Here is a 23,094-nt window from a genome sequence, read left to right on the forward strand (position 1 = left end):
ATTTTAAAAGCTTAACTAAAATTTAGAGAATTTAAGATCGAATTGTTAAATTATCAATCATAATGATTAACAAAAGTGCAATGGTTACTTTGAGTGATTAATTAAGATCGCTTAAAGCATAATTTATTGTTTTATATAACTTTTTATATTTGTTTCTTAAATAGATACATATTGTCAAATGTAAATAGGGCAGCATCCTAATCCTCCGACCAGTTAGCGTGGGTAAGAGCGCGTTTTGCATGCCTATTCGGACAATTGGAATAGAAAAGGGGGTTGATCGAGCAAAAAAGCATCAATTCACAAGCGAGACTGATAGATTTATTGTCAATATTCGCGTAAATTATGTGACATGGATCACAAAAATTTCAAATTTCCGCACTGGTCAGATTGTATGTGGCAGCACCTACGAGTACAGTTGCGTCGAATTAGGAAAAATCTTAGTTCTTTGTAAGAAATGATTAAGAATGTTGTAAGGCAATTAACATTTGAGCGAAGCGCCTTATCGCAAGATCCTAGTCAGTTATGCATTTAGCCTTTTCTTTTTTATACCGGGTTTTTCCCGGCGACATCACGGGGTGCGGCTCAGCCGCATAAGATACAAGTTGGTTATTCGGGATGGGAAAAATGCATACATCCGAGTTGCTGAAACATGTTTATGACATTAATTTGTCGTATTTACTTCTTGCTCAGCGTTTGATCAGCCAGGACAAAGCGTCCGCCATGTTCCGTCTTGGTATTAATGAAGAGATGGCGACCACACTGGTTGAGTTAACCCTTCCGCAAATGGTGAAGTTGGCTGAAACCAATCAGCTGATTTGCCAGTTCCGTTTTGACAATCATCAGACCATCACTCGTCTGACCCAAGAGTCACGCGTGGACGATTTACAGCAAGTTCACACCGGGATTTTACTTTCAACCCGCCTGCTGAATGAGTCTTCACAGACTGGCGACGCGGCCCGGAAGAAAAGGGCATAACGATGAGCGAAAAAAGCATTGTTCAGGAAGCACGCGATATTCAGTTAGCAATGGAACTGATTACGCTGGGTGCGCGTTTACAAATGTTGGAGAGTGAGACGCAGCTTAGCCGCGGTCGTCTTATCAAACTCTACAAAGAGTTGCGTGGTAGCCCGCCGCCGAAAGGTATGCTGCCATTCTCCACCGACTGGTTTATGACCTGGGAACAAAACATCCACGCGTCTATGTTCTGTAACGCATGGCAGTTTTTGTTAAAGACAGGTCTTTGCAGTGGCGTTGACGCAGTCATCAAAGCATACCGACTTTACCTCGAACAATGCCCTCATGCTGAGGAAGGACCGCTGCTGGCGCTGACCCGCGCTTGGACGCTGGTTCGTTTCGTGGAAAGCGGAATGCTGGAGTTGTCTCGCTGCAATTGCTGTGGTGGTAATTTTATTACGCACGCACATCAGCCTGTTGGTAGCTTTGCCTGCAGTTTATGCCAGCCGCCGTCTCGCGCGGTAAAAAGACGTAAACTTTCCCAGGAAGCTGCCGATATTATTCCACAACTGCTGGATGAACAGATCGATCAGGCTGTTTAACCGAATACAGGTGGAAACACTCCAGCAGCGGTGCAGTTATGCCGCTGCTTTTTTTTTACCTGTCACTCGCGTTAACCCTTTGAAATGTTTATCCCGAGCCTTAGTCATTAGCAGAAGGATGATGTCGTGCTTATCGTATTAGGTTACCTGGTTGTTCTTGGTGCAGTTTTAGGCGGTTATATGATGACCGGCGGTCACCTTGGGGCACTGTATCAACCCTCTGAACTGATTATCATCGGCGGGGCAGGTGTGGGTGCATTCATCGTGGGCAACAATGGGAAAGCTATCAAAGGCACCATGAAAGCGTTGCCGCTGCTGTTTCGCCGTTCTAAATACACCAAAAGTATGTACATGGACTTGCTGGCGCTGCTGTATCGCCTGATGGCGAAATCACGCCAGCAAGGGATGTTCTCGCTGGAACGGGATATCGAAAACCCGAAAGAGAGCGAGATTTTCGCCAGCTACCCGCGCATTCTCGCGGATGCGACGATGCTTGAATTTATCGTGGATTATCTGCGTCTTATCATCAGCGGCAACATGAACACCTTCGAGATTGAAGCGCTGATGGATGAAGAAATTGAAACCCACGAAAGTGAAGCCGAAGTCCCGGCGAACGCGCTGGCGATGGTGGGTGACTCACTTCCGGCGTTCGGTATCGTGGCGGCGGTAATGGGTGTGGTACATGCGCTGGCCTCAGCGGATCGTCCGGCGGCGGAGTTGGGTGCGCTGATTGCGCATGCGATGGTGGGAACTTTCCTCGGTATCTTGTTGGCATACGGTTTTATCTCTCCGCTGGCAAGCGTACTTCGCCAGAAGAGTGCGGAAACCGCCAAAATGATGCAGTGCGTGAAGATAACCCTGCTGTCGAACCTGAACGGTTACGCACCGCCAATCGCGGTTGAGTTTGGTCGTAAAACACTGTACTCCAGCGAGCGCCCGTCGTTTATCGAACTGGACGAACATGTTCGTGCGGTCAGAAACCCTAACCAACAGACGACGACTGAGGACGCATGAAAAACCAGTCCCATCCGATCGTCGTAGTGAGACGAAAAAAACATAAAGGCCATGGCGGCGGCGGACACGGCTCCTGGAAAATTGCCTATGCCGACTTTATGACGGCGATGATGGCGTTTTTCCTGGTGATGTGGCTTATCTCCATCTCCAGCCCGAAAGAGCTTATCCAGATTGCGGAGTATTTCCGCACGCCGCTGGCAACTGCGGTCACGGGTGGGCCGAGAATTTCGAACAGCGACAGCCCCATTCCGGGCGGTGGCGATGACTACACACAGCAACAGGGCGAAGTACAAAAACAGCCCAATATTGACGACCTGAAAAAACGCATGGAGCAGTCGCGCTTGAGTAAATTGCGCGGCGATCTGGACCAGTTAATTGAAGCCGATCCCAAATTGCGTGCCTTGCGCCCGCATTTGAAAATCGACCTGGTACAGGAAGGGTTGCGCATACAGATTATCGATAGCCAGAACCGGCCGATGTTTAAAACCGGCAGCGCGGAAGTCGAACCTTATATGCGCGATATTTTACGGGCGATTGCGCCAGTACTGAATGGTATTCCGAACAAAGTGAGCCTCTCCGGTCACACCGACGATGCCCCTTACGCTAACGGCGATAAAGGGTACAGCAACTGGGAGCTTTCCGCCGATCGCGCTAACGCGTCGCGCCGTGAGCTGGTTGCCGGTGGCCTGGATGATGGCAAGGTGATGCGCGTTGTTGGCATGGCGGCAACCATGCGCCTGGTCGACCGCGGCCCGGATGAAGCCATCAACCGCCGAATTAGTCTTTTGGTGCTGAACAAACAAGCAGAAGCGGCCATTCTGCATGAGAACGCCGAAAGTCAGAGTGCGCCAATAAGCGCGATTACACAGCCAGAGCCAGCGGCAGCGGCAGCACCCGCGCCAGCAGCCTCGTCTCCGGCAGCAGTTCCTACGTCGCCACAAGCCAATCCGAGGTGATAGCGTGAGCATGGATATTAGTGATTTTTACCAAACATTCTTTGATGAGGCCGACGAACTGTTGGCCGATATGGAACAACATTTATTGGACCTGGTGCCGGAAGCGCCGGATTCAGAACAGCTCAACGCCATCTTCCGTGCTGCACACTCTATTAAAGGCGGCGCGGGTACATTTGGCTTTACCATCTTGCAGGAAACAACCCACCTGATGGAGAACCTGCTTGATGAGGCTCGGCGTGGCGAGATGCAGCTCAACACCGACATTATCAACCTGTTTTTGGAAACCAAAGATATTATGCAGGAACAGCTCGATGCCTATAAAAGCTCGTCAGAGCCAGATGCCGCAAGCTTCGAATACATCTGCAATGCCCTGCGCCAGCTGGCGCTGGAAGCAAAAGGAGAGGTCGTTCCTGCCGCTGCGAATGGGGCAAAACTCTCTGTTGTAGAGACCGCACTGGCAGCTGATGTGACAGCGCCCGCCGCTGAAAACGACGGCATACTGCGAATTGTCCTTTCTCGCCTGAAAGAGAGCGAAGTTGACTTACTCGAAGAAGAGCTGGGCAACCTCGGCACGCTGAGCGATGTCGTGAAGGGGAAAGATACCCTGAGCGTGACTATCGACGGCGGCGTGAGCGAAGACGACATTATCGCGGTGCTGTGCTTTGTTATCGAAGCGGATCAGATCGCTTTCGAAAAAGCGGCTCCAACGCCCGCGGCGGCAGACGCTGCGGAAGCCCCGGCTGAAGTGGCTGAAGCGCCGGCAGCAGCGGCTGTCCCGGCGGTGCAGGCGGCTGCGGCACCTGCGCTGAAAGCGGTGGCGAAAGAGCAACCAGCAGGCCGTGAAAAACCGGCAGCCCGCGCCAGTGAATCGACCAGTATCCGTGTTGCGGTTGAAAAAGTTGACCAGTTGATCAACCTGGTAGGCGAACTGGTTATCACCCAGTCCATGCTGGCGCAGCGCTCTAACGAGCTGGATCCGGTGACGCACGGTGACCTGATAACCAGTATGAGCCAGTTGCAACGTAACGCCCGTGACCTGCAGGAATCGGTGATGTCCATCCGCATGATGCCGATGGAATACGTCTTCAGCCGTTTCCCGCGCCTGGTTCGCGATCTGGCGAGCAAGCTGGATAAACAAGTGGAACTGACGCTGCAGGGCAGCTCGACCGAACTTGATAAGAGCTTGATCGAACGCATTATTGACCCGTTAACGCACCTGGTGCGTAACAGCCTCGACCACGGTATCGAAACGCCGGAAAAACGTGTGGAAGCAGGGAAGTCGCCTATCGGCAACCTGATCCTCTCGGCGGAACACCAGGGCGGGAACATCTGTATTGAAGTGACCGACGATGGTGCTGGCCTGAACCGTGAACGTATCCTGGCGAAAGCGATTTCGCAGGGGATGGCCGTGAACGAGAACATGACCGATGAAGAAGTGGGCATGCTGATTTTCGCGCCGGGCTTCTCCACCGCAGAGCAGGTGACCGACGTTTCCGGCCGTGGCGTGGGGATGGACGTGGTGAAACGTAACATCCAGGAGATGGGCGGCCACGTTGAAATCAAATCGAAGCAGGGCACCGGCACGACCATTCGTATCCTGCTGCCGCTGACGCTGGCGATCCTCGACGGCATGTCAGTAAAAGTGAACAACGAAGTCTTTATCCTGCCGTTGAACGCGGTAATGGAATCGCTGCAACCGCGTGAAGAAGATCTGCATCCGCTGGCTGGTGGTGAGCGCGTGCTGGAAGTGCGCGGTGAATACCTGCCGCTGGTTGAACTGTGGAAAGTCTTTGACGTTATGGGCGCGAAAACCGAGGCCACGCAGGGGATTGTCGTTATCCTGCAAAGCGCGGGTCGTCGCTATGCATTGCTGGTTGATCAACTGATTGGTCAGCATCAAGTGGTGGTGAAAAACCTGGAAAGCAACTATCGCAAAGTGCCGGGCATTTCTGCTGCCACTATCCTTGGGGATGGTAGCGTTGCGCTGATTGTTGACGTATCAGCGTTGCAGGGATTGAATCGTGAACATCGTATGGCGCACACAGCCGCCTGATTTAGTTAAGAAGGTATAAAACATGACCGGTATGAGTAATGTAGCAAAACTGGCGGGCGAGCCATCAGGTCAGGAGTTCCTGGTTTTCACTCTGGGCGATGAAGAATACGGAATCGATATTCTCAAAGTGCAGGAAATTCGTGGCTATGATCAGGTGACCCGAATCGCCAATACCCCAGACTTTATCAAAGGCGTCACCAACCTTCGCGGTGTGATTGTGCCGATTGTCGACCTGCGCGTGAAGTTCAGCCAGGGCGATGTCGAGTATGATGACAACACGGTTGTCATCGTGCTGAATCTCGGTCAGCGCGTGGTGGGCATTGTGGTTGATGGTGTTTCCGACGTCCTGTCGCTGGCATCTGACCAGATCCGCCCGGCACCGGAATTCGCGGTAACGCTGTCGACTGAATACCTGACCGGCCTCGGCGCGCTCGGCGACCGTATGCTGATTCTGGTAAATATTGAAAAACTGCTCAACAGCGAAGAAATGGCGTTGCTGGATATTGCTGCCACGCACGTAGCGTAATAATTACGCAAATCGATTAATAATAAAGGCAGGTGAAGTTACTTCATCTGCCTTTATTTTTGCCCATTTTCTTGTCGCTATAATATATATCCTTCACGCCTGCTTAATTTCTACTTCATAAATTCTGCTTACTTCTCTTTACGACTCGTCACATATTGTGATGCTCATCACAAATTAAGGTATATATCTTTCAGAAAATTAATGGGTTAACCGTTTTTTATTCGTTAACTAAATGATTTACAGAGATAAAATTATCACCAGGCTATGGCGTTCGCGCCGTTACGGTTAAGTGGTTGAAGCGCACAGCGTAAACTAAATTTCTGTTATTCCTGCTTTAATCGGTTGCGTGTTTTTCTTATTTCGATGGCTAATTCGTTGAGCGGTGAAATAAACAGCACGCGGTATTTTCGGAGGTGGAAACATGAACAGAAAATTACTTTATGTGCTGGTAAGTGGTGCGCTGGTGATGGCCGGGCAAAATGCGCGAGCGGTCACCAGTAGCGGGACAATTGGCGCAACCCTGACGTTGACGAATGGCTGCCTGATTAACGGCTCGCCAAGCCAGAACGGGATCAACTTTGGTTCGCTCGATTTTGGTACCCATCCGGCAACATTTTCAGAACTCACCACCCAACTCACCAACGCCGGCGGCGGTAACAGTTTTGGTATTCAATGTACCACCACCGATTACACCGTACAGGTAACCGGCAACACCAACTCTACCGCGCCCGGCACCGTCGTCGGCACACCGGGAACGCCTGCCCGTTACCTGGTCAACGCGGCCAATACCACGCAAGGCGTTGCCTACAGCCTCTATAGCGATAGCGGCTTTAGCAACGTCATCACTAACAACACCAACATTCCTCGCGCGTCAACGACCGGTGGTGTCGATAACTACACGCTCTATGGGCGGATCTCCGGCGGCGGCAACAGCGTTAGCGTCGTACCGGGTACCTATACCGATACGATCAACGTGAGCGTGACGTACTAAACCTCCCCGCATGATGCCAGGCGGCATGCGTGTTTCCCTGCGGGGGAAGCGGGGATCTCTGCGCGTCATTTCTGGGCTGCTCCTGTTCGGGATGTGGGCGCCGCAGGTTGCGTTTGCGGTGACGACGCAAACCTTCACCGTGGGCGCAACCATCACTCCAGGCTGCTCGGTGGTGAGCGGCAGCGGCGGGGCGCTCGGCTCACTCAATTTTGGCACCCGCACCGGGGTGCAGAGCGGGCAGGTCACCGCCAGCTTCGTACCTAATGCGTCGCTCTCGCTGGGCTGCACGCCAGGCGTGGCGCTGAGTATGAGCATCAACGGCGGGCAGAACTATTCCACCGTGCGCAATCTGCAACGTAGCGGCGGTACAGATCGCGTGCCTTATCGCCTCTATACCAGCAGTACGCTGGCGGCAAATACCGAGATCGGCGTCAACCAGAGCGTCTCCGTCGCGTACAGCAATAGCAATAGTATTTCGCTGGCGATTTTCGGCGCGGCGCAGCTAACCGGGTTCAGCCCGGCGGGAACCTATACCGATCAACTCACTGTGACATTGTCATGGTAACAAGGGAGAAGGAGATGAAGGTCATTTCGTTTGGCCGCGCGGCGGGCTTGCTGTGCACCTGTGCGCTGACACTTAGCGCTAACCACGCATTTGCGGCGACCACTATTCTGCTCTGGCCCATCGATCCGTGGCTAAGCGCCACCAGCAACGCCACCGAATTATGGATCCAGAACCAGGGCGAAGCGCCCACCACCATGCAGGTGCGCATTGTCCGCTGGCAGCAGGAAAAGGGACTTGAACGCTACCAGCAACAAAACGAAATCGTTGCCAGCCCACCGATTGTGAGAATCGAAAAAGAGAGCAAACAGCTGATCCGCCTGATTAAGCAGGCGTCAATTCCGGCGGGTGTCGAACAGGCTTACCGCATCATCGTTGATGAGATCCCGCAGCCGGAAAGCAGCGACAAACCGCAAATTGGCCTCAAGCTGCAAATGCGCTACTCGATTCCGCTCTTTGTTTATGGCACCGGCATCGAAACCCACACCAGCGGCGCGCACCATGCGTTGGTGGATAGCAAAGATTTACGCTGGCGGGTAAGCAGGGATAACGGCAAACCGGCGCTGGAAGTGCGTAACAATGGCGATGTCCATGTCCGGTTAAGCAAGGTTACCGTTCGGCAAGGCGGGCAAACGCGACAGGTTGCGGAAGGACTACTCGGTTATGTCCTGCCGCACAGCGTGCGAAGCTGGCCGTTACCTGCGGGCATCAACAATCCAGTGGAGATGAAGGCGACAATCAATGCCAGGGATAGCGAATGGCAGTCGTCCGCGGGCAACTGATTTTACCGCTCACCGCTATGCTGCTGGGCAGTTCAGCATGGGCACAGCAGGGCGATGATATGCTCCCGCCGCCGCCCGATGCGCGCGCCATCAATGAGCACGTGGTTTTCCATTTAAGCCTGGTGATTAACCATTACGATACCCAGCGAGTGGTGCCCGTGACGCGGCGGCAGAATGACTTTTTTGTCTCCAGCGCCGACCTCCTGCAGGCCGGGCTGCCTGCTGAGCATGTGCCACAAGGGGAGGTCAATGTATCGGCCCTGGCGAATGTGCGCGCCGAGTATGACAGTGCGGGTCAGCGTCTGCTGCTCTCGGTGCCCGGCGAGTGGGTGCCGGAGCGTGCTACGGCATTCAACTCGGGCCTGCGACGCACGACACCGAAATATAGCCAGGGCGCGTTACTCAATTACGATGTCTATACCAGCGCCAACGAACACATTGGCGGCCAGGCGGCGCTGTGGCATGAGTTTCGCTACTTCAACGGCAACGGCGTGCTCTCCTCAACCGGTTCACTGCGTAAGACACTTTCCGGCAATATCAGGCAGCAGGAAGGGTATATGCGTTATGACACCACCCTCACGTTTACCGATGAAGATGACGCCACGCAGTGGAGCGTGGGCGATGTTATTTCCGATGCCTTAACCTGGAGCAGCAGTGTGCGTATTGGCGGGGTCAGTTACGGGCGCGACTTCTCTCTGCGCCCGGATCTGGTCACCTGGCCACTGCCCGCGTTTTCCGGTGAAGCGGCAGTGCCGACCTCGGTGGACGTGTTTATTAACGGCTATCGCGCCGGGAACACCCAGTTACAACCGGGCCCCTTTACGCTGACCAATATGCCCTATATCAACGGCGCGGGGGATGCCGTACTGGTGACCACGGACGCGCTGGGGCGCCAGGTTAGCACCACCTTGCCTTTTTATGTCGCCAGCGATTTGCTCAAACCTGGCTTGAGCGACGGGGCGATTACCGTGGGTGCGCTGCGGCGCAATTATGGTATTGAGAATGTTGACTATGGGACGCTGGTGGGCAGCGGATCGTATCGCTATGGCCTGACCGATTATTTAACCCTCGAAGGGCACGGTGAAGCGGCGCAGTCGCTGACGCTCGGCGGTGCCGGCGCGGTGCTGAAGCTCGGACGGCTCGGCGTGCTCAATGGCGCATGGACGCAAAGCCGCATGTCTGGCGATAACGGCAGCCAGCTTGCCTGGGGTTATCAGTACAACACCCGCTTGTTTAGCGTTAACACGCAGCACAGCCGACGCGATCGCGACTTTGGCAATCTGGCGCTCTACGACCAGCGCAATTTCTACAACAACGAGCAACGCAACGGGCAACGGCCTGTCGCCAGCCTGAGCCGCAACACGGACCAATACGCGCTGACCTTTAATATGGGCGATTTCGGTAATGTGGGGGCGGCATGGATCGGTGTGCGCAGCTTTGATAATCAAAAGACGGAACTGCTCAACCTCTCCTGGAGCCGTAATCTGTGGGGCGGCAGCAGTCTTTATCTGGCGGCGAGCCGCGACAACCAGCAGGGTGACTGGACTTTTGCTTTATCGCTGCAAATCCCGATGAGCGACCTGGATAGCGCGGCGGTGAGTATGGAGCGAACCCCCGACAACGGCTCCACTGAGCGTATCAACTATAACCACGCCATGCCGACCGATGGCGGTTTTAGCTGGAATATGGCTTTTGCGCACCAGTCGCAGGCGAAAAATTACCAGCAGGGGACGCTGGCCTGGCGTAATAACAATATCGAGTTGCAGGGCGGCGGCTACGGCGAAAGCGACATGATGACATGGTGGGGCGAAGCGCTGGGTTCGCTGGTGTTGATGGATGGCCAGTTATTTGCCGCCAACCGCATTAATGACGCGTTTGCGGTGATCAGCACCGGCGGTCATGGCGGTGTGCCGGTGAATTATGAAAATCAACCCGTCGGTGAAACCAACCGTGACGGCTATCTGCTGGTGAGCGGTGTATCTGCCTATTACCCGGCCAGTTACAGCATCAATACGCTGAACTTACCGGCGGATACGCAACTGAAAGATACTGAGCGCAAGATCTCGCTGCGTCGGCGCAGCGGCTATCTGTTGGAGTTTCCGATGGTGCAGGAGCGCGTCGCCAGCGTGATCCTGCATGATGAAAACGGCGAAGCCATTCCGCTTGCCAGCGAAGTTGACCGGGCGGGCAAAGCTACCGCGATTGTCGGCTATGACGGCATTGCGTGGCTGGAAAGTCTGGATGAAACCAATGCGCTGCATGTCCGTTTGCCGGACGGCAAAACCTGTGACACCCGCTTCACGCTGATCGCCAATCCTGAACATAAATTGCAAACCTACGGACCACTGACCTGCCGGAGGAACCCTTAATGCGTCGGCTACTTCTTCTGTTATTACTCCTGAGCTGCGGGTCAGCGTGGTCGGCCTGTACGGTCAGCACGACCAGTGGGGCGTTCGGCTCGGTGACGTCGTTTGTGCTTAATGCCTCGGCGCAAAACACCACCGCCAGCCTGATTGTGCGCTGCGATGCGGCACTTAACCTGCTCACCAACGACTCGATTACCCTGACGCTGACCGGGGCGAGCGCCACCGCGTCGAACCGGGGCGCGATGAAACGTTCTGACAACGCCGCCGTGACGGATGCCATTCCGATCCGCGTCTGCGGCCAGGCCAACTGCGCCAATAACAGCGAAGCGACAATCAGCGGCAACAGCTACACCTGGAGCGGTTCAACCTTGCTGGCGTTATTGGGCACCCGAACTTACACCTTGCCGCTCTATTTCCTCACCGTTCCGGGGCAAAACGTGAGCGCCGGGCCTTATACAGTGACGCTCAATTTTAGCGTCGCGTATAACGTCTGTTCGGTAGGGATTTTAGGGTTCTGTTCGACAGCACAAACAGGCACGGCGACCACCAGCCTGCAGGTCAACGGCACCGTCACCAATGACTGCACCACCATCAGCGCACCGAACGTCAATTTCGGCAGCGCGCCGCTGGTGCGCAACTTCCCGACCATTTCGAAATCTATTGCCATCACCTGTACGAAAGGCATGGTTTACACCGTCGGCATCAACAACGGCAGCTACTACAACGGCAGCGCGCGAAATATGGCCAGCGGCACTAACCGGCTCAGTTATGAGATTTACAAAGGGGCAACCAGCAACCGCTGGGGGAGCGCCGGTGCGGAGCGCTGGTCAAGCGGCGTCTCATCGCAAGTGAGCACCGATGGCCTGCTGCGAACCTACAATTACACCGCGCAAATTTTGACGTCGCAGACCACGCCGCCGGGGGGAACTTATAGCGATACCTTAACTGTGGATATCGCGTTTTAAGTCATAATTTAATTCCCTTTCGCAAATGTAAAGTTCCGTGGCCGCATGCCGATAACACCGTTAAGAACTTATCAAGAAGGTGTTGCATGTTGAACCGTATCCGCGTCGTTACTCTGCTTATGAGCGTGCTGGTGGTCTTTGCCTTGTTACAGCTTGTCTCTGGTGGCCTGTTTTTTTCGTCGCTTAAGCAAAACCAGCAAAGTTTTGCGGTCTCCAATGACCTGCGCATGCAACAAACGGAATTAGGCAAAGCCTGGGAACTGATGCTGCAAACGCGTATCAACCTGAGCCGTTCCTCGGCGCGGATGTTGCTGGATCCAAGCAACCAGCAGAGCAGTGCGAAAACCGATTTGCTGAACAGCGCCAAAGCCTCGCTTGCCGACGCGGCAAAACACTACGATGCCTTCCGCGCACTGCCATCACTGCCGGAAACCGACGCCGCGCGCCAGACGCTCGATGAAAAGTACCGCACTTATCACGATGCCTTAGCGGAGCTGGTGCAGTTCCTTGAAGGCGGCAACATTAACGGCTTTATGGCGCAGCCAACGCAGGGGATGCAAAACGCCCTTGGCGATGCGATGAAGAAATACGCGGAATTGAGTGAAGGCCTGTATCGCAATGCCTGGGAACAGAGCGTCAGTGATTACACCTTCGCCAAATGGCAGATGGCGATTCTGGCGCTGGCGCTGGTGATCGTGCTGGCCGGGGTCTGGTATGGCATTCGCCGTATTCTGCTGTCGCCGCTGTCGGCGGTCATTGCCCACATTCGTGAAATTGCCGGTGGCAACCTGACGCATTCGCTGACCATTGCGGGTCGCAGTGAAATGACGGAGCTGGCGCAAAGCGTTGACCATATGCAGAACGCCCTGATCGAAACGGTGACTAACGTTCGCCAGGGTTCAGATGCTATCTACTCCGGTACCAGCGAAATCGCCGCCGGCAACAATGATCTCTCTTCCCGTACCGAAGAGCAGGCGTCCGCCCTCGAGCAGACCGCCGCCAGTATGGAAGAGTTGACCGCCACGGTGAAACAGAACGCCGATAACGCCCGCCAGGCTTCATTACTGGCGCAGAGTGCGTCGGAAACGGCAGAACGCGGCGGTAAAGTAGTTAACAGCGTGGTAAAAACCATGCACGAAATTGCGGGCAGTTCGCAAAAAATTGCCGATATTATTAGTGTGATTGACGGCATTGCCTTCCAGACCAATATTCTGGCGCTGAACGCCGCGGTGGAAGCCGCGCGAGCAGGCGAGCAGGGGCGTGGTTTCGCCGTGGTCGCCGGAGAGGTGCGCAATCTTGCCAGCCGCAGTGCGCAGGCGGCGAAAGAAATTAAAGGCTTAATTGAAGATTCTGTCTCCCGTGTCGATACCGGTTCTGTGCTGGTGGAGAGCGCAGGGGAGACGATGTCGGACATCGTTAACGCGGTAACACGGGTGAACGACATTATGGGTGAGATCGCCTCGGCTTCTGATGAACAGAGCCGCGGCATCGATCAGGTTGCGCTGGCGGTATCCGAAATGGATCGCGTCACGCAGCAAAACGCGTCACTGGTACAACAATCGGCAGCCGCAGCGGCCGCCTTAGAAGAACAAGCCAGTTTGTTGACGCAGGCGGTATCTGCTTTCCGCCTTTCTTCTGTATCCGGCAAACCGGCGTCGCGTGCTACAACTCCGGCAGCAGGCAGCGCTCAGACCCCGGCGCGGAGTCGCCAACTTGTAACCGGACAAGAAGATAACTGGGAAACATTTTAGCTGTTCTTAACCGCGGACTTTTTCCGCCAGATGGGGCGTTAATGTTAAATCGTATTCGCATCTCGACAACACTTTTTTTGATTTTGATCGTGTGTGGCATTTTACAGGTTGGCAGTAACGGGTTGTCTTTCTGGGCATTTAAAGAGAGCACTTCACATTTACAAGAAGTAGAAAACAGTAATCACCAGCGCAGCGCATTAATGCAGATGCGGGCCACCTTACTTCAGGCCAGCACCGCGTTGAACAAAGCCGGGACGTTAACGGCGCTCAGTTATCCGCCGGATGACATCAAAGCGCTGATGACCCAGGCGAAAGCCAGCCTCAAGCAGTCGGCTGAGGTAGAAAAAGAGTTTCTTGGCCTGAAGGTGATGACACCGGAAGGTAAAAAATTACAGGAAAACACGCAGGCCAGTTACACCGCCTGGCGTGGTGACCTGGAGCACCAGGCGACCTGGCTTGAGAATAACCAGTTGTCGGATTTCATGACCGCGCCGGTGCAGGAGTCGCAGGATAAGTTTGATGCCAGTTTCAGTGCGTGGGAGAAACACATTAACCACTTTACTGAACAGGCGAGAGCGGATGGTGAAAGCAACTATCATCGCTCGGCGGTTATTTTTGTCGTGGTGGTGATCCTTGCCGCGTTATTGACCAGCGCCGCGCTGTTCTGGTCGCGCAAGATGATTGTCCAGCCGCTGGCGGTTGTCAGCAGTCACTTTGACAGCATCGCCGAAGGCAATCTGGCGCGACCGATCGTCGTTGACGGGCGTAACGAGATCGCGGCGATTTTTACCAGCCTGAAAAAGATGCAAACGGCGTTACGCACCACGGTGAGCGATGTTCGTCAGGGCAGCTACGCGATGCATACCGGTATCTCGGAAATCGCGGCGGGCAACAATGATTTATCGTCGAGAACGGAGCAACAAGCGGCGTCGCTGGCGCAAACCGCTGCCAGCATGGAGCAGTTAACGTCGACGGTAAGCCAGAACGCCGATAACGCGCGTCAGGCTTCCGTACTGGCGCAGAGTGCGGCGGAAACGGCGAGAAAAGGTGGGCAGCAGACCACGAGCGTGGCAAGTACCATGCAGCAGATTGCCGGTAGCTCGCAGAAAATTGGCGACATCATCAGTGTGATTGATGGTATCGCGTTTCAGACCAATATTCTGGCACTGAACGCCGCCGTTGAAGCGGCCCGCGCCGGTGAGCAGGGACGTGGTTTCGCGGTGGTCGCCGGTGAAGTGCGTAACCTGGCAAGCCGCAGCGCGCAGGCGGCAAAAGAGATTAAAGGCCTGATTGAAGAGTCGGTTTCCCGCGTTCAGCAGGGTTCCACGCTGGTGGATACCGCCGCGCAGACGATGACGGAAATCGTCCGCTCTGTCACTCAGGTCAACGATATCATGGGCGAGATCGCCTCCGCGTCCGATGAACAACGGCGCGGGATAGAGCAGGTGGCTCAGGCAGTAACACAGATGGATCAGGTGACACAGCAGAACGCTGCGCTGGTAGAAGAGGCAGCTTCCGCCACCGACCAACTGGCTAACCAGGCAAATAACCTTACTGAGCTGGTGGCCGTATTTAAGATTGAAGAGCATGTCGCAATACCCGAAGTGGCACCGCCTAAGGCAGTGCCCGTTGCATCCTGAACCTAGTTGAGAAGGCGCTATGACATCATCCATGCCTAACGGGCAAACGTCATCAATATTGCAACAGATGACACAGCGCCTGGCGCTGTCCGACGCGCACTTTCGTCGGATATGTCAATTGATCTACCAGCGCGCGGGGATTGTCCTCGCGGATCATAAACGCGACATGGTTTACAACCGCCTTGTCCGCCGTTTACGCGCGCTGGGGTTAGACGATTTTGGCCGCTATCTGAGCATGCTGGAAGCGAACCAGAACAGCGCCGAGTGGCAAGCGTTTATTAACTCGCTGACCACCAATCTCACCGCGTTTTTCCGGGAAGCACACCACTTCCCGGTTCTCGCGGACCATGCGCGCAAGCGCACGGGGGAATACCGGGTATGGAGCGCGGCGGCGTCGACAGGCGAAGAGCCGTACTCTCTTGCCATTACTCTCGCTGACGCGCTGGGTATGGCACCGGGTCGCTGGAAAGTTTTCGCCAGCGACATTGATACCGAAGTGCTGGAAAAAGCACGTAGCGGCATCTACCGCCAGGACGAGTTGAAAACCCTCTCGCCCCAGCAGATGCAACGCTACTTTATGCGCGGTACTGGCCCGCATGCCGGGCTGGTGCGTGTACGGCAGGAACTGGCGAACTACGTCGATTTCACCACGGTCAATCTGCTGGATAAGCAGTACAACGTTCCGGGGCCTTTCGACGCAATTTTTTGCCGTAACGTAATGATTTATTTTGATAAAACGACGCAACAGGACATTCTGCATCGTTTCGCTCCGCTGCTTAAGCCGGACGGATTACTGTTTGCCGGGCATTCGGAGAACTTCAGCAACCTCGTGCGTGAGTTTACCCTTCGTGGGCAAACAGTTTATGCGCTGAGTAAGGATAAAGCATGAGTAAAATCAGGGTGTTGTCCGTCGATGATTCCGCATTGATGCGCCAGATCATGACAGAAATTATCAATAGCCACAGCGATATGGAAATGGTGGCGACGGCGCCAGACCCATTGGTTGCCCGGGATTTAATTAAAAAATTCAACCCGGATGTGTTAACGCTGGATGTGGAAATGCCGCGCATGGACGGGCTGGATTTCCTTGAAAAATTAATGCGTCTGCGCCCGATGCCGGTGGTGATGGTCTCTTCACTGACCGGAAAAGGCTCGGAAGTGACGCTGCGCGCGCTGGAACTGGGGGCAATTGATTTTGTCACCAAACCGCAGATTGGCATTCGCGAAGGCATGCTGGCTTACAGCGAGATGATTGCCGATAAGGTACGCACCGCGTCACGCGCGCGTATCGCGGCACATAAACCGATGGAAGCGCCGACCATGCTGAAGGCCGGGCCGTTACTCAGCTCGGAAAAACTGCTGGTAATTGGCGCGTCAACCGGAGGAACAGAGGCAATTAGGCATGTACTCCAGCCATTGCCGCTCTCAAGTCCGGGTATTCTTATCACTCAGCATATGCCGCCGGGCTTTACCCGCTCATTTGCTGAGCGTTTGAATAAGCTCTGTCAGATCAGCGTCAAAGAAGCAGAAGATGGTGAGCGCGTATTACCCGGACACGCGTATATTGCACCAGGCGATCGGCATATGGAGCTGGCGCGTAGCGGGGCGAACTATCAAATTAAGATCCACGACGGACCGCCGGTTAACCGGCACCGACCGTCGGTGGACGTGCTGTTTAATTCGGTGGCGAAACACGCGGGGCGTAACGCCGTGGGGGTAATTCTCACGGGGATGGGCAACGATGGCGCGGCCGGAATGTTAGCAATGCACCAGGCTGGCGCCTGGACGATTGCGCAAAATGAAGCAAGTTGTGTGGTGTTCGGCATGCCGCGTGAGGCCATCAATATGGGTGGCGTCAGCGAAGTGGTCGATCTTAGCCAGGTAAGCCAGCAGATGCTGGCGAAAATCAGTGCCGGACAGGCAATACGTATTTGAACCAGGAGTAATTTTTTATGGCGGATAAAGAGCTTAAGTTTTTGGTTGTGGATGACTTTTCCACCATGCGTCGAATTGTACGTAACCTGCTGAAAGAGCTGGGATTTAACAACGTTGAAGAAGCAGAAGACGGTGTTGATGCGTTAAACAAATTGCAGACGGGTGGCTTCGGTTTTGTTATCTCCGACTGGAACATGCCAAACATGGACGGTCTGGAACTGCTGAAAACGATTCGTGCCGACAGCAATATGGCCTCCATGCCGGTGCTGATGGTTACAGCAGAAGCGAAAAAAGAGAACATCATCGCGGCGGCGCAGGCCGGTGCGAGCGGCTATGTGGTGAAACCGTTTACCGCGGCAACCCTGGAAGAGAAACTCGGTAAGATCTTCGAGAAACTTGGCATGTGAGGACTGGCTAATGATTCAACCTTCAATTAAACCAGCGGACGAACATTCACCCAGCGACATCATTGCCCGGATCGGCAGTCTGACGCGTATGTTGCGTGATAGCCTGCGCGAGTTAGGTCTTGACCAAGCGATTGCCGAAGCGGCGGAAGCCATTCCGGACGCGCGCGACCGTCTGGATTATGTAGTGCAGATGACCGCGCAAGCGGCAGAACGCGCGCTTAATAGCGTTGAAGCTTCTCAGCCGCACCAGGATGAGATGGAAAAGGGTTCGAAAGCACTGAGCAAACGTTGGGACGAGTGGTTTGAAAACCCGATCGAACTGGCGGATGCGCGTGAACTGGTGACCGATACGCGCAAATTCCTTGGCGAAATTCCGGGGCACACCAGCTTCACCAACGCCCAGTTGCTGGACATCATGATGGCGCAGGATTTCCAGGACCTCACCGGTCAGGTTATCAAACGCATGATGGATGTTATCCAGGAGATCGAACGTCAGCTGCTGATGGTGCTGCTGGAGAATATCCCGGAACAGTCCGCACGTCCGAAGCGTGAAAACGACAGCCTGCTCAATGGCCCACAACTCGACGCGACCAAAGCGGGCGTGGTGGCAAGCCAGGATCAGGTCGACGATCTGCTCGACAGCCTGGGCTTCTGATATGTCTGCACATTCATCTTCAGTCCGCCTGAAGGTGCGTGTCTGAGCACAATGAAAAGGGAAGGGGAAACCTTCCCTTTTTTATTGCAGGAAAATATCCCCCAGCGCGAAGGTGTTCGCCAGCGCATGCAGCGCCATCGGGACAATCAGGCCGCCCGTACCGAGCCTGACCACACACAACACCGCAGAGAAAATAAATAGCTGAATGAAAGTGACAGGCGCCTGATATTGCATATGGATGACGGCGAACAGCAATGACGTCAGTACAATCCCCACCTGCTGCGGCACTTTTCCCCATCCCAGGCTGGCATTGAGTAAAAAGCCGCGAAAGATAATCTCTTCACTTACGGGTGCCACCAGGCACGCCGTTAACATCCACGTCCAGCGGGTCAACCCGGTGTAATCGCGCAGCGAATCGAGCCAGGGTTCAGGCTGCTGAAACAATTTCTCCATCACCAACATTACCGCCAGCGCCAGCAGCGGCACGATAAAATTGCGCAGCGCCAGTGTGCCAACGGGTAACAGCCCCGCAAAATGGCGCGCGTAGCAGCGCCAGAGTAATAGCGAGCAAGGTAATAACAGCGCGGTGTAGAGAAACGGTCCGGCAAGGCCATTTCGATAAAGCGTCATAAAACCAGGAATGAAAAATTCCAAATAAAAGAGGCTGTAATAGATAACAAACGCCGCGATGCAAATAACCGTGTGCGAGATCCTGTCCAGGTGTCGTGGCATAAAAAATAACGTCCGTGCCGATAACGATGCGAAGCCGACCATTATAAAGGAGAGCGTTAGCATTTCTGTTATGCGATGACTGAATAGGATATGTCGATAAAAAATGGGCTTTAGGCAGGATTTTCCTGATGACGTTGCCGTTTGGTTTGCGTTTCAGCATGCGGGGTTGAACGTGAAGCGACAACTCAAATGGCGAAAACCCTCTGTTTTTATGCCTTACTCTGCCCATTGGACAGGCTTGACTCTGGCAATATGTCATCAAACCTGTAACCCGTGGATGTGTTGGCCGTGGCCTCTGAAGACAACGACGACAAAACAGAAGCCCCCACAGCGCACCGACTAGAGAAAGCGCGCGAAGAAGGGCAAATCCCCCGATCCAAAGAACTGACATCGCTACTGATCATGTTGGTCGGTATCGGCATTCTGTGGTTTGGCGGTGAAGCGTTTGGTCACAGGTTATCGATGGCGCTCTCATCCGGGCTGCGTTTTGACCACAAGATTATCAGTGACCAGAACCTGATCCTCGGGCAGATCATCGTGATGCTGAAAAACGTGCTGATTGGCATGTTGCCGCTGCTGACAGGCGTAGTGATTGTCGCCATGATCGCCCCGGTAATGCTGGGCGGGCTGGTGTTCAGCACCAAATCGCTGGAGTTTAAATTTTCCAAACTCAACCCGCTGAGCGGGTTGGGACGCTTGTTCTCCGCGCAAGTGGGCGCGGAGCTGGTGAAAGCGTTGATGAAAGCACTGCTGATGGGCAGCGTGGCGGGCTTTTTTTTATGGCATCACTGGCCGGAAATGATGCGCCTGATGAGCGAATCGCCGCTGACCGCAATGGCGAGCGCCCTCAATCTGGCCGGGCTGTGCGCCATGCTGGTGGCGCTGAGCATTATCCCGATGGTGGGCTTTGACGTTTTCTGGCAGATCTACAGCCATATGAAAAAACTGCGCATGTCCCGCCAGGACATCCGCGACGAATTTAAACAGAGCGAAGGCGACCCGCACATTAAAGGCCGTATCCGGCAGATGCAGCGTGCCGCGGCGCGCCGTCGCATGATGGCCGATGTGCCAAAAGCCGATGTGATTGTCACCAACCCGACGCACTACTCTGTCGCGCTGCAATATGACGAGAATAAGATGAGTGCGCCGAAAGTGGTGGCAAAAGGCGCGGGAATGATTGCGCTGCGTATTCGTGAGCTGGGGACGGAGAACCGTGTGCCGATCCTCGAAGCGCCGCCGCTGGCGCGTGCACTCTATCGCCATTCTGAAATTGGTCAGCAAATCCCGGGCCAGCTGTATGCGGCAGTTGCCGAAGTGCTGGCGTGGGTATGGCAGTTGAAACGCTGGCGTCTGTCCGGCGGGCAACGACCTGTTAAACCTGAGAATCTCCCGGTGCCTGAGGCGCTGGACTTTTTGAACGAGAAGGACACTGATGGCTAATCTGGTAGCAATGCTGCGTCTACCCAGCAATCTGAAATCGACCCAATGGCAGGTTCTCGCCGGGCCGGTGCTCATTTTGCTTATTTTGTCGATGATGGTGCTGCCGCTACCGGCGTTTGTCCTCGACCTGTTGTTTACCTTTAACATCGCCCTTTCCATCATGGTGCTGTTGGTGGCGATGTTCACCCAGCGCACACTGGAGTTCGCCGCCTTCCCGACCATTCTGCTGTTTACCACCTTGCTGCGCCTGGCGCTGAACGTGGCCTCGACGCGTATTATCCTGATGGAAGGGCATACGGGATCGGCGGCGGCAGGGCGGGTGGTTGAAGCCTTCGGTCACTTCCTCGTCGGCGGCAACTTCGCCATCGGTATCGTGGTGTTCGTCATCCTCGTTATCATCAACTTTATGGTTATCACCAAAGGTGCGGGGCGTATCGCCGAAGTGGGCGCGCGTTTCGTACTCGATGGGATGCCCGGTAAACAGATGGCGATTGACGCCGACCTTAACGCCGGGATCATCGGCGAAGACGAAGCGAAGCGCCGCCGTTCTGAAGTGACGCAAGAAGCGGACTTCTACGGTTCGATGGACGGTGCGAGTAAGTTCGTTCGCGGCGACGCCATCGCCGGTATTCTGATCATGGTTATCAACGTCATCGGCGGCTTGCTGGTGGGCGTTCTGCAACATGGCCTGTCAATGGGCGATGCGGCATCAAGTTACACCTTGCTGACCATCGGTGACGGTCTGGTCGCGCAGATCCCGGCGCTGGTTATCTCTACCGCGGCGGGTGTTATCGTTACACGCGTCAGTACCGATCAGGATGTTGGCCAGCAGATGGTTGGCCAGCTGTTCAGCAACCCGCGCGTGATGATGCTCAGCGCCGGCGTACTCGGCCTGCTGGGGCTGGTGCCGGGCATGCCGAACTTTGTCTTCCTGCTGTTTACCGCCGCGCTGCTGGGCCTTGCCTGGTGGCTGCGTGGTAAAGACCAGGCTGCGCCTGCTGAAGCCGCGCCGATGAAGCTGCCGGAAAACACCCAGGCGGTGGAAGCCACCTGGAACGATGTACAGCTTGAAGATTCCCTCGGTATGGAAGTGGGTTATCGCCTGATCCCGATGGTGGACTTCCAGCAGGATGGCGAGCTGTTAGGCCGTATTCGTAGTATTCGTAAGAAATTCGCGCAGGATATGGGCTTCCTGCCGCCTGTTGTTCACATCCGCGACAATATGGATCTGCCGCCAGCGCGTTACCGCATCCTGATGAAAGGGGTGGAAATTGGCAGCGGCGAGGCTTATCCAGGCCGCTGGCTGGCGATTAACCCGGGCACGGCGGCGGGTTCGCTACCGGGCGAGCAAACCGTGGATCCGGCCTTTGGCCTGGCTGCTATCTGGATTGAGAGCGCGTTGAAAGAACAGGCGCAGATCCAAGGTTACACCGTTGTGGAAGCCAGTACCGTGGTGGCAACACACCTTAACCACCTGATTGGTCAATTCTCGGCGGAGCTGTTTGGCCGCCAGGAAGCGCAGCAACTGCTTGACCGGGTGAGCCAGGAGATGCCGAAGCTGACCGAAGATTTGGTGCCGGGCGTCGTCACGCTGACCACGCTGCACAAAGTGTTGCAAAACCTGCTGGCCGAGAAAGTGCCCATCCGCGATATGCGCACCATTCTGGAAACGCTGGCCGAGCATGCGCCGCTGCAAACCGATCCGCACGAACTCACCGCGGTGGTACGCGTCGCCCTGGGTCGCGCCATTACCCAGCAGTGGTTCCCGGGTAATGATGAAGTGCAGGTGATTGGTCTTGATACGCCGCTTGAACGTTTGCTGTTGCAGGCGTTGCAGGGCGGTGGTGGTCTGGAACCGGGTCTTGCCGATCGCTTACTGGAACAAACACAGGAAGCGTTGACGCGCCAGGAAATGTTGGGTGCGCCGCCGGTGTTGCTGGTTAACCACGCACTGCGTCCACTGCTGGCGCGCTTCCTGCGCCGCAGCCTGCCGCAACTGGTGGTGCTGTCGAATATGGAAATGTCGGATAACCGCAGCATCCGTATGACTGCGACCATCGGAGGCAAATAATGCGTTATCTGGCCTGGTTGGTGGTTTTGCCGTTGTTTGCTCACGCGGCCGGAAACGGCATTGGCGAAGGCATGTGGCAGGCCAGCAGTATCGGTATCCGGCTGGACAACCGTGGAGTGGTCTCATCATCGCGGCCGCTGGGCCCGTCGCAGCCGGTAAACGGGCTGATGACGGATGTCTCCTGGCGCTATGAATTAAATGGCCCGACGCCTGCCGGGTTGATTGTTCGACTCTGCTCACAGGCGCGCTGTGTCGAACTGGATGGGCAGAGTGGCACCACGCGCGGCTTTACCGATGTCCCGGCGCTCGAATCGCTGCGTTTTGTCTGGGAAGTGCCCGGCGGTGGACGCTTATGGCCGCCGCTGGACGTGCGTAGTAATAAAGTGCTGGTCAATTACCGCCAGCCAACTCAACAAAACTAACCGCTGCGCTTCAAGTAGTTAGCTCGTTTTCCGCCCGAAAATCCCGCCGCACTGGTGGGATTTTGCTATCCGCCCCGCATTTTTGGCCGCTCCTTTTGATGCAAAAGAAACGCTGTTTTATAAATCAGTGAAGCGCGTATCGGCACTCTTTGCATTTTTGCCAGCCGCGTAATTTTGATGGCAGAAACAGAAAGGTTTCCCGCTGCACATCCTCTTACTTTAGCCGTGTAAGAAATTCCTTTGGCTAAGCCGGATCGTCAAAGGTCCCCC

The 23,094-nt window shown here is 55.0% G+C and carries 21 protein-coding genes; 20 read left to right on the top strand and 1 reads right to left on the bottom strand.

The features are described 5' to 3' along the window. Window positions 1-624 precede the first annotated feature (624 nt). From flhD to cheZ, 17 genes are all read left to right on the top strand, one after another. Window positions 625-975, top strand: coding sequence for a flagellar transcriptional regulator FlhD (gene flhD, locus BN2591_RS22880; protein WP_017458320.1), 351 nt, complete (start codon window positions 625-627; stop codon window positions 973-975). A 2-nt stretch (window positions 976-977) separates the two neighbouring features. Next, the gene (flhC, locus tag BN2591_RS22885) at window positions 978-1,556 is read left to right on the top strand and encodes a flagellar transcriptional regulator FlhC (RefSeq protein WP_086874036.1); all 579 of its coding nucleotides are present in this window, start codon (window positions 978-980) and stop codon (window positions 1,554-1,556) included. A 126-nt stretch (window positions 1,557-1,682) separates the two neighbouring features. Next, window positions 1,683-2,570: a flagellar motor stator protein MotA gene (gene motA / locus BN2591_RS22890; protein ID WP_086874037.1), complete on the top strand. Its 888-nt coding sequence runs from the start codon at window positions 1,683-1,685 to the stop codon at window positions 2,568-2,570. Then, window positions 2,567-3,526 carry a flagellar motor protein MotB gene (motB, locus tag BN2591_RS22895; RefSeq protein WP_086874038.1) on the top strand — a complete coding sequence of 320 codons (960 nt, stop codon included), beginning with the start codon at window positions 2,567-2,569 and terminating at the stop codon, window positions 3,524-3,526. Before motA ends, motB begins: the two co-directional genes overlap by 4 nt. Window positions 3,527-3,530: 4 nt before the next feature. After that, a complete protein-coding gene (gene cheA, locus BN2591_RS22900; RefSeq protein ID WP_086874039.1) occupies window positions 3,531-5,579 on the top strand; it encodes a chemotaxis protein CheA in 2,049 nt (682 codons plus the stop codon). 22 nt (window positions 5,580-5,601) lie between these two features. Further along, window positions 5,602-6,105 carry a chemotaxis protein CheW gene (gene cheW, locus BN2591_RS22905; RefSeq protein WP_007371553.1) on the top strand — a complete coding sequence of 168 codons (504 nt, stop codon included), beginning with the start codon at window positions 5,602-5,604 and terminating at the stop codon, window positions 6,103-6,105. A 421-nt stretch (window positions 6,106-6,526) separates the two neighbouring features. Beyond that, a complete protein-coding gene (locus BN2591_RS22910; protein ID WP_086874040.1) occupies window positions 6,527-7,096 on the top strand; it encodes a Csu type fimbrial protein in 570 nt (189 codons plus the stop codon). Between the two features lie 91 nt (window positions 7,097-7,187). Then, window positions 7,188-7,661, top strand: a complete 474-nt coding sequence (locus BN2591_RS22915) for a Csu type fimbrial protein (protein ID WP_086874246.1) — start codon at window positions 7,188-7,190, stop codon at window positions 7,659-7,661. Between the two features lie 14 nt (window positions 7,662-7,675). Further along, on the top strand, window positions 7,676-8,440 hold the full coding sequence (locus tag BN2591_RS22920; protein ID WP_086874041.1) for a fimbrial biogenesis chaperone: 765 nt from the start codon (window positions 7,676-7,678) through the stop codon (window positions 8,438-8,440). After that, a complete protein-coding gene (locus BN2591_RS22925; protein WP_086874042.1) occupies window positions 8,416-10,809 on the top strand; it encodes a fimbria/pilus outer membrane usher protein in 2,394 nt (797 codons plus the stop codon). Before BN2591_RS22920 ends, BN2591_RS22925 begins: the two co-directional genes overlap by 25 nt. Continuing rightward, window positions 10,809-11,771 carry a Csu type fimbrial protein gene (locus BN2591_RS22930; RefSeq protein WP_086874043.1) on the top strand — a complete coding sequence of 321 codons (963 nt, stop codon included), beginning with the start codon at window positions 10,809-10,811 and terminating at the stop codon, window positions 11,769-11,771. Before BN2591_RS22925 ends, BN2591_RS22930 begins: the two co-directional genes overlap by 1 nt. A gap of 86 nt (window positions 11,772-11,857) precedes the next feature. Continuing rightward, window positions 11,858-13,522: a methyl-accepting chemotaxis protein II gene (tar, locus tag BN2591_RS22935; RefSeq protein ID WP_086874044.1), complete on the top strand. Its 1,665-nt coding sequence runs from the start codon at window positions 11,858-11,860 to the stop codon at window positions 13,520-13,522. A 41-nt stretch (window positions 13,523-13,563) separates the two neighbouring features. Beyond that, on the top strand, window positions 13,564-15,162 hold the full coding sequence (gene tap / locus BN2591_RS22940; protein WP_086874045.1) for a methyl-accepting chemotaxis protein IV: 1,599 nt from the start codon (window positions 13,564-13,566) through the stop codon (window positions 15,160-15,162). A gap of 19 nt (window positions 15,163-15,181) precedes the next feature. After that, complete coding sequence (cheR, locus tag BN2591_RS22945; RefSeq protein ID WP_086874046.1) at window positions 15,182-16,051, top strand: protein-glutamate O-methyltransferase CheR; 870 nt, start codon at window positions 15,182-15,184, stop codon at window positions 16,049-16,051. Further along, window positions 16,048-17,097, top strand: a complete 1,050-nt coding sequence (locus tag BN2591_RS22950; RefSeq protein WP_020454143.1) for a protein-glutamate methylesterase/protein-glutamine glutaminase — start codon at window positions 16,048-16,050, stop codon at window positions 17,095-17,097. Before cheR ends, BN2591_RS22950 begins: the two co-directional genes overlap by 4 nt. A 17-nt stretch (window positions 17,098-17,114) precedes the next feature. After that, window positions 17,115-17,504: a chemotaxis response regulator CheY gene (gene cheY, locus BN2591_RS22955; RefSeq protein ID WP_007371559.1), complete on the top strand. Its 390-nt coding sequence runs from the start codon at window positions 17,115-17,117 to the stop codon at window positions 17,502-17,504. A gap of 10 nt (window positions 17,505-17,514) precedes the next feature. Continuing rightward, window positions 17,515-18,159 carry a protein phosphatase CheZ gene (gene cheZ / locus BN2591_RS22960; RefSeq protein ID WP_020454142.1) on the top strand — a complete coding sequence of 215 codons (645 nt, stop codon included), beginning with the start codon at window positions 17,515-17,517 and terminating at the stop codon, window positions 18,157-18,159. Between the two features lie 81 nt (window positions 18,160-18,240). Here the strand turns inward: cheZ and BN2591_RS22965 are convergent, their stop codons facing one another. Then, the gene (locus BN2591_RS22965) at window positions 18,241-18,789 is read right to left on the bottom strand and encodes a CPBP family intramembrane glutamic endopeptidase (RefSeq protein ID WP_244173057.1); all 549 of its coding nucleotides are present in this window, start codon (window positions 18,787-18,789) and stop codon (window positions 18,241-18,243) included. Between the two features lie 390 nt (window positions 18,790-19,179). Between BN2591_RS22965 and flhB the strand changes: the two genes are divergently transcribed. From flhB to flhE, 3 genes are read left to right on the top strand one after another with little or no spacing between them, the layout of a single operon-like run. After that, on the top strand, window positions 19,180-20,331 hold the full coding sequence (gene flhB, locus BN2591_RS22970) for a flagellar biosynthesis protein FlhB (protein WP_086874247.1): 1,152 nt from the start codon (window positions 19,180-19,182) through the stop codon (window positions 20,329-20,331). Continuing rightward, window positions 20,324-22,402: a flagellar biosynthesis protein FlhA gene (gene flhA, locus BN2591_RS22975; RefSeq protein ID WP_086874048.1), complete on the top strand. Its 2,079-nt coding sequence runs from the start codon at window positions 20,324-20,326 to the stop codon at window positions 22,400-22,402. The genes flhB and flhA overlap by 8 nt, the downstream gene beginning before the upstream one ends. Continuing rightward, window positions 22,402-22,824 carry a flagellar protein FlhE gene (gene flhE, locus BN2591_RS22980; RefSeq protein WP_086874049.1) on the top strand — a complete coding sequence of 141 codons (423 nt, stop codon included), beginning with the start codon at window positions 22,402-22,404 and terminating at the stop codon, window positions 22,822-22,824. The genes flhA and flhE overlap by 1 nt, the downstream gene beginning before the upstream one ends. The last annotated feature ends 270 nt before the right edge of the window (window positions 22,825-23,094 follow it).

The organism is Kosakonia pseudosacchari (genome assembly GCF_900184035.1).
Lineage (GTDB): Bacteria > Pseudomonadota > Gammaproteobacteria > Enterobacterales > Enterobacteriaceae > Kosakonia > Kosakonia pseudosacchari.

Excerpts from the sequence above, each read along its gene's own strand:
- flhD (WP_017458320.1), top strand. The coding sequence starts at position 625 with ATGCATACATCCGAGTTGCTGAAACATGTTTATGACATTAATTTGTCG.
- flhC (WP_086874036.1), top strand. The coding sequence starts at position 978 with ATGAGCGAAAAAAGCATTGTTCAGGAAGCACGCGATATTCAGTTAGCA.
- motB (WP_086874038.1), top strand. The coding sequence starts at position 2,567 with ATGAAAAACCAGTCCCATCCGATCGTCGTAGTGAGACGAAAAAAACAT.
- cheW (WP_007371553.1), top strand. The coding sequence starts at position 5,602 with ATGACCGGTATGAGTAATGTAGCAAAACTGGCGGGCGAGCCATCAGGT.
- BN2591_RS22910 (WP_086874040.1), top strand. The coding sequence starts at position 6,527 with ATGAACAGAAAATTACTTTATGTGCTGGTAAGTGGTGCGCTGGTGATG.
- BN2591_RS22915 (WP_086874246.1), top strand. The coding sequence starts at position 7,188 with ATGTGGGCGCCGCAGGTTGCGTTTGCGGTGACGACGCAAACCTTCACC.
- BN2591_RS22920 (WP_086874041.1), top strand. The coding sequence starts at position 7,676 with ATGAAGGTCATTTCGTTTGGCCGCGCGGCGGGCTTGCTGTGCACCTGT.
- BN2591_RS22925 (WP_086874042.1), top strand. The coding sequence starts at position 8,416 with ATGGCAGTCGTCCGCGGGCAACTGATTTTACCGCTCACCGCTATGCTG.
- BN2591_RS22930 (WP_086874043.1), top strand. The coding sequence starts at position 10,809 with ATGCGTCGGCTACTTCTTCTGTTATTACTCCTGAGCTGCGGGTCAGCG.
- tar (WP_086874044.1), top strand. The coding sequence starts at position 11,858 with ATGTTGAACCGTATCCGCGTCGTTACTCTGCTTATGAGCGTGCTGGTG.
- tap (WP_086874045.1), top strand. The coding sequence starts at position 13,564 with ATGTTAAATCGTATTCGCATCTCGACAACACTTTTTTTGATTTTGATC.
- cheR (WP_086874046.1), top strand. The coding sequence starts at position 15,182 with ATGACATCATCCATGCCTAACGGGCAAACGTCATCAATATTGCAACAG.
- BN2591_RS22950 (WP_020454143.1), top strand. The coding sequence starts at position 16,048 with ATGAGTAAAATCAGGGTGTTGTCCGTCGATGATTCCGCATTGATGCGC.
- cheY (WP_007371559.1), top strand. The coding sequence starts at position 17,115 with ATGGCGGATAAAGAGCTTAAGTTTTTGGTTGTGGATGACTTTTCCACC.
- cheZ (WP_020454142.1), top strand. The coding sequence starts at position 17,515 with ATGATTCAACCTTCAATTAAACCAGCGGACGAACATTCACCCAGCGAC.
- BN2591_RS22965 (WP_244173057.1), bottom strand. The coding sequence starts at position 18,789 with ATGACGCTTTATCGAAATGGCCTTGCCGGACCGTTTCTCTACACCGCG.
- flhA (WP_086874048.1), top strand. The coding sequence starts at position 20,324 with ATGGCTAATCTGGTAGCAATGCTGCGTCTACCCAGCAATCTGAAATCG.
- flhE (WP_086874049.1), top strand. The coding sequence starts at position 22,402 with ATGCGTTATCTGGCCTGGTTGGTGGTTTTGCCGTTGTTTGCTCACGCG.